Here is an 811-nt window from a genome sequence, read left to right as displayed (position 1 = left end):
GATCTGATTGGTGAAGACAAGGTCGGGATCGGTACGGACTTTACGCAAGGCTACAGCACGGAGTTTTTCGATTGGATCACGCACGACAAGGGCCGTTATCGCCGTCTGACGAACTTCGGCAAGGTGGTGAATCCTGAAGGTATCCGAACGATCGGCGAATTCCCGAATTTGACCGCCGCGATGGAAAAGGCTGGCTGGAGCGAGTCGCGCATCAAGAAGATCATGGGCGAAAACTGGATGCGCTATTTCGACGAAGTGTGGAACGTCTGAACCGCCGAACGCATCAAAAGCTATGCCGAACATGACTGAGACGTCGCTTGCTCTCGATTACGAGGACCTCTTCAGGCATCTGCCGGTTGCCGTGATCGTGGCGCGCGAACGCATCATGGTGGACTGCAACGCACGCGCGCTGGAACTCTTCAAGGCCGAACGCAGCGATATCGTCGATGCCTCGTTTTCCAAACTCTATCCGCAGCAAAAGGACTTTGCGAGCACGGGGCGGCGTCTTGCGCCGCTCATCGCCAGGCGCGCGTCGTTCAGCGATGACCGCATCATGCGACGTATCGACGGAAGCCATTTCTGGGTGACCGTGGGCGGTTTCGGCTATAACCCGAAGCGCCCTTTCGAACTTGCGGTGTGGACCTTTACCGATCTCTCGGTCAGCACCAAGCAGACCGATGTCGTGAGTTCGCTGACCGAGCGCGAACGCGATGTCGCCGCGTTCCTCGTGCACGGCATGACAAGCAAGGAAATCGGCAAGGAATTGAATGTCAGCCCGCGCACGGTGGAAATTCACCGTGCAAGCCTGTTG

2 protein-coding genes are annotated in these 811 nt (G+C 57.3%); both read left to right on the top strand.

Annotated elements, in window-relative coordinates; genetic code table 11:
- Nucleotides 1-270 (top strand): membrane dipeptidase (locus tag P7F28_RS04735; RefSeq protein ID WP_277183283.1); only part of this gene is annotated, 270 nt, incomplete at its 5' end.
- A gap of 22 nt (nt 271-292) precedes the next feature.
- Nucleotides 293-811, top strand: a 519-nt coding sequence (locus P7F28_RS04730) for a PAS and helix-turn-helix domain-containing protein (RefSeq protein ID WP_277183282.1), incomplete at its 3' end; no start/stop codon positions are given.

The organism is Caballeronia sp. BR00000012568055 (assembly GCF_029439455.1).
Classification (GTDB): Bacteria; Pseudomonadota; Gammaproteobacteria; order Burkholderiales; family Burkholderiaceae; genus Caballeronia.
Note: the sequence above shows the minus strand (reverse complement) of the source record. Positions and strands in the feature narration are given on the sequence as shown.